Raw genomic sequence first — 8,299 nt, forward strand, 5'->3', positions numbered from 1 at the left:
TTTTTAAACCTGACAGGTTTAACTAATTTTTATATTTTTAAATTCTGATGTTCCTTTTGAGATTTTTACTTTGTATGATTTTAATTCGATACCAAAAGTGGTTCTGTATTGTTCTGCTATTTTTTCGATTAGTTCTTTTTCTGAACCTTTTTCCACTAAGTTTATAGAACAACCTCCAAAACCTCCGCCCATCATTCGTGAACCTAAAACCGAAGTTTCATTTGCTACAGCATTGACTAAAAAATCGATTTCATCACAACTTACTTCATATTCTTTAGACAAACCTTGATGTGTTTCGGACATTAAATTGCCTAATTTTATAAAATCAGAATTTGATAAAGCATTTACCGCATCTTGCACACGTTGGATCTCTTTTACAACAAAATGACATCTTTTAAAAATGGTTTCGCCTAATTTTTCCTTCAATACCAAAAGCATTATTGCCGAACAATCACGGAAGGTTTTTACTTCTGGAAAATGACTTTTTATGATGGCTAACCCTTGTTCTACTTCGTTTCTTCTATCGTTGTAACCTGATGTTAAATGCGTATGTTTTACATTACTATCTAATAAAAGTAAGGAATATTTTTTGAAATCGGCTTTATGGTATTCGTATTCTAAGGTGTTGCAATCGAGTTTGATTACTTGATTTTTCTTTCCAAAAACCGATGCGAATTGATCCATAATTCCGCAATTTACACCTACAAAAGTATGTTCTGATTTTTGTCCGATTAAAGCAATTTCTTCCTTTGAAAGTCCTAAATCATACAGTTTATTCATGGTATAACCAATTCCGCATTCCAGTGCCGCCGACGATGAAAGTCCTGCGCCCATTGGAATTGTACTGCTAAAAACAATATTAAAACCTTGCTTTAATCCTCTTTCTTTAAGCTGATGTAAAACTCCTAAAATGTAATTCACCCACATTTTATCGATGGGTTTTAGCTCGTCATTTAAATCAAATTTATAGGCTTCATTTAAATCTTTTGCAATGATTGCACATTCTGAATTTTGATTTTTGGAAATTGCAAAGCAGATGTATTTATTAATTGCTGCTGGCAAAACATAACCATCATTATAATCGACGTGTTCGCCAATAATATTAATTCTTCCAGGTGAAAGGAAAATATGTTTGGCTTGGTTATGAAACAGTTTTTCAAAATGTTCCGTGGTATTTTGTATTAATTTTTTCTTCATGTTTTTTATTCCTGTAAGGTTTCTAAAACCTTGTTGGTTTTAAAATTATTACTATTCAAATTAAACCTACAAGGTTTTAGAAACCTTGCAGGAAATTAAGTATCTTATTTCTTTTGATTAATTTCTACTACAGACGAACTCAGTCCGTTAGATTTTACCTCCAATTTCACATCACCAACTGTTTTTCCTGCTTGAAGAATTACTTGACATTTTCCGTTGAAAGCACTTCTTTGCCAAGTTCCATCGGCACACTTGTCTGGTTCGTGCGAACTTGGATCGCCATTGCCGACTCCAATAATTTTAGCATCTCCAGAAATATAAAACTTAATCATATTATCAGCAACTGGAACTTCACGACCTTTGTCATCGACTATGGAAATATTTACCACAACGCCATCTTTTCCGTCAGCTAAAACTGTAGTTTTATCGGCAACTGCAACGACTTTTGTAGCATGATTTGTAGTTTCAACTTTTGAAATAAGCTTTCTTCCATTCTTGTAACCAATGGCTTCCAACGTTCCTGGTTCGTAATTTACAATCCATTGCAAATGACTATTTCTCTCCATTTTTTTCTTTCCAAGACTTTTTCCGTTTAGGAAAAGTTCTACTTCATCGGCATTAGAATTTACCCAAACATCAATTGGTTTCCCCACTTTTTCTGGCCAATTCCAATGTGGTGAAATGTGCAAAATATCTTCGTTTGTCCACCAACTTTTATAATAGTAATAAATGTTTTTTGGGAAACCACAAACATCTAAAATCCCAAAATGTGAACTGATATTCGGCCATTTGTAAGGTGTTGGTTCACCACGATAATCGAATCCTGTCCACACATAACCGCCTAGCCAATAGTCATTTTGGGCTGCCAATTTCCACCAAGTTTCGGCTTTACTTGCCCACCATGGATGTGTTATATCTTGGTCTGGAACATAGGCTCGTATGCTGTCTTTTTCGTAAATTCCACGAGTTGTTACCGTACTTCCCATTTCGGTTCCAAGTAAAGGTTGGTTGGGATGATCGCGATGATAATCGGCGACAGCAAACTCACGATAATTGAATCCACGAATTGGAATTATTTCATTCACACCTTTGAATTCGTTGGCCATATCGGCTGCATAAGTTGAAGTTCGTGTTGGATCTAAATCTTCTTGAATCGCTAAAAGTGTTTGGCCAATTCGTTTTCCGTAGTCGTTTCCTTGAATGTTTTGTTCTTCATTTCCTATTGACCATAAAAAAACGGAGGCGTGATTTCTATCGCGTTTAAGTAATCGTTTGAATTGATCGACATATTCTGGACTACTGTTTAACAAACGTTGCTCGTCTAAAACCAACATTCCCAAACTATCGCAAGCTTCAAGAAGTTCTGGAGTTGGCGCATTATGGCTTGCTCGATACGAATTGGAACCCATTTCTTTCAACAACTTTATGCGATAATATTGCATATAATCGGGTAATGCGCTACCAATTCCGGCGTGATCTTGATGGTTATTTGTACCTTGAATTTTGATTTTTTTTCCGTTCAAGAAGAAGCCTTTATTGGCATCAAATTGTACTGTTTTTATTCCGAATCGAGTTTTTGTTTGATGTACAATTTGATTATTTTGTTTTACAACCGAAATAACTTTGTACAAATAAGGATCTTCCAATGACCAGAGTCGGGGATTGTTTAAGTTTAATTTTTGCTTGACAGTAACATCTTTACGAATACCTAATACTATTTTTTGTTCGGAAGTTTTGGTTAGAATTTTTCCGTTTCTATCGGTAATGTATGAGTAAACGGAACAATTACTATTTTTTAAATTGTTGTTTTGAACTGTAGTTTCAATGGTAACTTCGGCATTTTTTCCTTTGAGTTTGGAATGTACAAAAACACCATCTTCTGGAATGAAAACTTTGTCAGTTATGTTCAACCAAACATGTCTGTAGATTCCGGCACCTTCATAAAACCAACCTTCATATTGTGTGGCATCTACTCGAACTACAATTACATTATCGCCTTCAAAATTGATATAATCCGAAACATCGTATGAATTTCCAACGTAACCACTCAAATTTGTTCCGACGTAAAATCCGTTGAACCAAATTTCGGCATTTCTATAAATTCCGTCAAATTGAAGTTCGTAACGTTTATTGCTTTTAGATTTTTCAACGGTGAAATGTTTGCGATACCAACCGATACTAGTTTCTGGATAAGCGCCGCCAACTGGTTTGTAACCATGACTGTCCATTTCAACTTGCTCTGATTTTACAAAAGGAAGTTCGACAACCCAATCGTGTGGAACGTTGATTTTTTTCCAAGTGGTATCTATAAATTTCGGATTTACAATTGTTGTTGCATAAACATTCGACTTGTGAAGTAAAGCCGTTTTACTGTAGTCAAAATCTTTATCTGGATTGGAAGCGTGACCAAAATGAAACTTCCAATCGTCGTCTAGACTGATTTTTTCTTGTGCGTTTACACTAGAGAGACTGCAGACTAAACCAAAAATAAGAATTGATAGTTTACCTATTTTATTTGAAATATTGAATTGCATATTTTAATTTTCTTTAAAAGCATCTAATGCTGGTGAAGGCTGACCGTTTTCTAACCATGCGCTTAATGCGTAATGACTCCAACTTCTCGCACCTTGTGGTTCCCAATACATCACTCCCAAACCTCTGTTATTTGGAACTTTTTTAACGGCTTCGATTGTTGCTTTTAATAATTCGTAGGTGCTTTGAACTTTGTCATCTTCGCCTCCAATTTCTACAATCATCACGTCTTTATTGTAACGCTTTACCATATCGTTTAGGTTAAATTCTAAATCGGCAATGGTTTCAGTATAATCTTTTTTGATCCAATATGGATAATAGGAAAGTCCGATGATGTCGTATTTTACCTTTTGAGCCGTCGCATTATCGAAGAACGTTCTAAATTTGGCATTGTTATTTCCTTCATCAACATGGACGATTACTTTGATGTTTTTATCTACAGCTTTTACAGCGTCGTAGCCTTTATTTAGAAGTTGCCCAAGCTGATTCCAGTTGTCTGTACTTCCTTCTGGCCACATCATTCCGCCCGGAATTTCGTTTCCAACTTGCACCCATTCTGGAGTTACACCAGCATTTTTTAAAGCTGAAATTACTTCGAAAGTGTGATTGTAAACATCGTTTAGTAATTCTGGAAAGCTGTGGTTTTTCCATGCAGCAGGTTTATTTTGCTTTGCAGGATCAGCCCAAGAATCCGAATAATGGAAGTTAATCATCACTCGCATTCCCATTTTTTGCGCACGTAATGCCATTGTTACCGTTTCGTCTTTACTGCAATGTCCGCTTGCTTTATCGTCATTTGGATTTACCCAAACACGAAGGCGAACAGAGTTCATTCCGCGATCTTTCAATAATTGAAGACATTCTTTTTCAGTTCCGTCTTTGTCATAAAATTTATATCCAGTGGCTTCCATTTGCGGCAACCAACCTACATCGGCGCCTTTTACGAAAGCTGTTTTCGAACTTTTACAAGAAGCAAATAAAACAGAAAGTGCAATTATTCTTAGAATATTTTTCATGATTAATTTGGACTAAAAGCATCCATTACTGGAAGTGAATTGTTGTTAAAATCCCAAAGTGCTTGGTTTTCCCAAGAAGATCCATTGCTTGAAGTTGGTCCACGAAAAGCAACCCATTCTCCACCCCAATAACAAAATCCGATTCCGTGAGAACTTTGTTTTACCAGATTTTTTATCGCCAATACAAACGCTTTTTGACCTTCATTAGAAGCTGGATATTCTGGAATTAATTGATTGTTTAATCCTACAACATTATTTGTAAAATCATTATATCCTAACGTAAATGGATAAGAAGTTTCGGCGATTATTACTTTTTTATTATGCGTTGCACCCAACGAATTCATCGTGTTTTGAACTGTTGTAAGATTTTTTCCGTGGTAAATTGGGTAATAGGAAAGTCCGATGTAATCGTAATTTATACTGCTAACTTTGTTGAAAAACCAATCGGAACCCGAAGTTCCTGCGTAATGCAACATGATTTTTGTGCTAGGCGATTGACTTCTAATCTTTGCACTTGCTACTTGAAACAATTGCAAACTTTGAGCTTCATTAGTCGATAATTTTCCTTGTGGCCATAACAATCCGTCGTTGGTTTCGTTACCTATTTGAAAAATATCGGGTTGGATTTCGGTTAGAATTGTTGACGTATAATTTGCTACAGCAGTTTTTAAATCGGTAAAACTCAAACTTTGCCATTCTGCTGGAGTTGTTTGTGCACCTGGATCGGCCCAAGTATCTGAATAGTGAACGGTTACCCAAACTTTAAGTCCGGCTTGTCTTGCTCTTGCGGCTAATGTTTTTACTTCGGGCAAACTTGAAACTGCGTCAATTGGGTTTTTCCAAAGTCGGATTCTTACAGTGTTGCACCCTGCATTTTTTAGAGTTGTTAATGCATTTTGTGCCGCACCGTTGTGTTTGTAAATTGTTCCTTCGCTCTCTATTAATGACAAAAATGAAACGTCGACTGCTCTTATAAAATCGTCTGGAACTGGTGTTGGTGTTGGCGTTGGCGTGTCTGAATCACTCGATGAACAGGCAAGTAGTGACAGACTTAACATTAAAATAAATATCTTTTTCATAATTCTATATTTTCAAATTTGAATGTAGTTTTGTGATGATAGGTTTCTCCTTTTTTCAAAACTGCACTTGGAAAATGACTGTGATTTGGTGCATCGGGATACTTTTGTGTTTCAAAACAGATTCCACTTTGCGCATGATAATTTGTGTTTTCTTTACCTTTTATTTGATTGGAACAATTGCCACCAACATAAATATGAACAGCAGGTTGATTGGTGAAAACAGACATTTTTAACTTGTTTTTTTCACTCAAAAGAGATGCTTTAACTTCATCATTATTTTCTAGAACAAATGTGTTATCAATTTGATCTGGAGCTTTTTTGGGAATTGAAAAATCAAATTTATGATCGTTTAAATTTACGAAATTTCCTGTTGGAATATTCGCTAATGTTGTTTCAAGAATTTGTTTCGAATTTACGAAAAGGGTTTGATTAGTAACAGCATCGGCTTGACCGTCAAGATTAAAATAACTGTGCTGCGTGCAATTAACGATAGTATCTTCTGTAGAAATTGCTGAATATTCTACAATTAATTCGTTGTTATCTGATAAAGTGTAGGTAACATTTATAGCTAATTCGCCTGGAAAATTTTCTTCGTTATTTTCACTTATGTATCTAAATGTTATTGACGGATTATCTGTATTTGAAGTTGAAATGACTTTCCAAAATTTTCTACTAAAACCACTATTTCCACCATGAATATTATGATTTCCATGGTTTTTATTTAAATGAATTTGAGTTTCGTTAAGCGAGAATTTGGCATTATTTATTCTTCCTGCAAATCGACCAACGGTTGTTCCAAAATACGGAGCACTTGCTAAATCAAAGGAATACAGGTAATCTTCAAGCGTGTCAAATCCTAAAACAACATCTACCTTTTTTGTTTCCGAAATTGGAATTTTCAATGAGGTAATAGTTGCTCCATAATTTATTACAGATAATTCTGCTCCGTTTTTATTACATAATGTAAATAGCAAAACCTCATTTCCATCAGCAAGATTTCCGAAGAATTTGCTAAAAACAGGCGTTTCTGTTTGTGAATAATGATTTTTTTGCATAGCTATTTTATCAATGTGTTAACAAAAATAGGATTTAATGTTATTTAGCCATACCACTACCTACCAGTTTATTTGTATCTTGCCACCAGTTATATCGATTTCGTAAATTCAAATTTACCAGTTTAAAATGAAAATAATAAGCATCAACACCAATTCGTCGCTACCAAAATACAAGCAAATTGTACTCTCAATAGAAGTCGCTATTGCAGAAAATCGATTGAAAAGAGGTGATAAACTTCCTTCGGTAAATAAAGTAAGTTTGGAATTCTCAATCTCGAGAGACACTGTTTTGTTGGCTTATGATGAACTTAAAAAACGCGGAATTATTTATGCTATTTTAGGAAAAGGATATTATGTAAAAAGTGTTGAGTTTAGTTTTGAGCAACGTTTTTTTGTGTTATTTGACGAACTTAATAGTTTTAAAGAAGATCTTTATAATTCGTTTTTGGAAAGCATAAACAATTCGGCGCAAATTGATATTTTCTTCCACCATTTTAATATAGAAATGTTTAAGAAATTGATTAATGAAAGTAACGGAAACTACTCCAAATACATCATTATGCCAACCAATTTAATGGATGCTGCGAAAATTATAAAAACGTTACCCAAACAAGATGTTTACATTTTAGATCAAACAAATAGTGACTTGAAAGACTATCCGTCGGTACATCAAAATTTTATAAAAGATATTTACGACGCATTATCAAAAGGAAAGAAATTGATCGATAAATATGAAAAACTCATTCTGATTTTTCCTGGATTTAGAGAACCATTAGGAATGAAAATTGGTTTCGAGAAATTCTGTTTTGACAATAATTTTCATCATGAAATAATTACACAATTTAGAGACAGAACCATTAAGAAAGGAGAAGTTTATATTATTCCTGATGATAGAGATTTGGTGAATGTAATTGAACAATCCACGTTTCAGGAATTACAACTAGGTAGAGATTACGGAATTATTTCCTATAATGAAACGCCATTAAAGAAGATTGTAGAAAACGGAATTACTACTATTTCTACCGATTTTAAAGAAATGGGGCAACTATTGGCAAAAATGATTTTAAAAGGACGCAAGGAACAAATTGAGAACAGAAACACCTTAATTATTAGAAAATCGATATAAAAAAACCTTCCATTTCTGAAAGGCTTTTTTTATGTCTACTAATCGACCAAAATATCTAACCCGTTGTTCCTTGATTTTTATGAATTCTCTAATTTTTAAAATTTGAATTCTTTAGGTTGATCAGAATTAGTATGTCGAACATTTCTTGTTCAGTTTCTTTTTATCTAACATCAAGATAAAATGATAAATTATAACGTCATTTATTACAATTTCGTAATAATAAATTCAGATCTTCTGTTTGCTTGATGTTGTTCTTCACTACAATCTGATTGGTTTGTAGGTTCACATCCGCAA

General features: G+C 34.2%; 6 protein-coding genes. 1 reads left to right on the forward strand and 5 read right to left on the reverse strand.

Going from position 1 to position 8,299, the window contains the following annotated elements; all coding sequences use genetic code 11:
• Positions 1 to 18 precede the first annotated feature (18 nt).
• The 5 genes from galK to DIU01_RS11880 all read right to left on the reverse strand — a co-directional run bounded on the left by galK (position 19) and on the right by DIU01_RS11880 (position 6,879).
• Positions 19 to 1,197, reverse strand: a complete 1,179-nt coding sequence (gene galK / locus DIU01_RS11860) for a galactokinase (RefSeq protein ID WP_290834717.1) — start codon at positions 1,195 to 1,197, stop codon at positions 19 to 21.
• Between the two features lie 104 nt (positions 1,198 to 1,301).
• Positions 1,302 to 3,731 carry a beta-galactosidase GalA gene (galA, locus tag DIU01_RS11865; protein WP_290834719.1) on the reverse strand — a complete coding sequence of 810 codons (2,430 nt, stop codon included), beginning with the start codon at positions 3,729 to 3,731 and terminating at the stop codon, positions 1,302 to 1,304.
• Positions 3,732 to 3,734: 3 nt separating this feature from the next.
• Positions 3,735 to 4,745, reverse strand: coding sequence for a glycosyl hydrolase 53 family protein (locus tag DIU01_RS11870; protein WP_290834721.1), 1,011 nt, complete (start codon positions 4,743 to 4,745; stop codon positions 3,735 to 3,737).
• 2 nt (positions 4,746 to 4,747) lie between these two features.
• A complete protein-coding gene (locus DIU01_RS11875; protein ID WP_290834723.1) occupies positions 4,748 to 5,824 on the reverse strand; it encodes a glycosyl hydrolase 53 family protein in 1,077 nt (358 codons plus the stop codon).
• The gene (locus DIU01_RS11880; protein ID WP_290834725.1) at positions 5,821 to 6,879 is read right to left on the reverse strand and encodes an aldose epimerase family protein; all 1,059 of its coding nucleotides are present in this window, start codon (positions 6,877 to 6,879) and stop codon (positions 5,821 to 5,823) included. Before DIU01_RS11880 ends, DIU01_RS11875 begins: the two co-directional genes overlap by 4 nt.
• 127 nt (positions 6,880 to 7,006) lie before the next feature.
• On the opposite strand from DIU01_RS11880, the gene DIU01_RS11885 reads away from it, so the two are divergent.
• Entirely contained in the window at positions 7,007 to 8,005 is a 999-nt protein-coding gene (locus tag DIU01_RS11885) for a GntR family transcriptional regulator (RefSeq protein WP_290834727.1), read from the forward strand.
• The last annotated feature ends 294 nt before the right edge of the window (positions 8,006 to 8,299 follow it).

The organism is Flavobacterium sp., from assembly GCF_003525665.1.
Lineage (GTDB): Bacteria > Bacteroidota > Bacteroidia > Flavobacteriales > Flavobacteriaceae > Flavobacterium.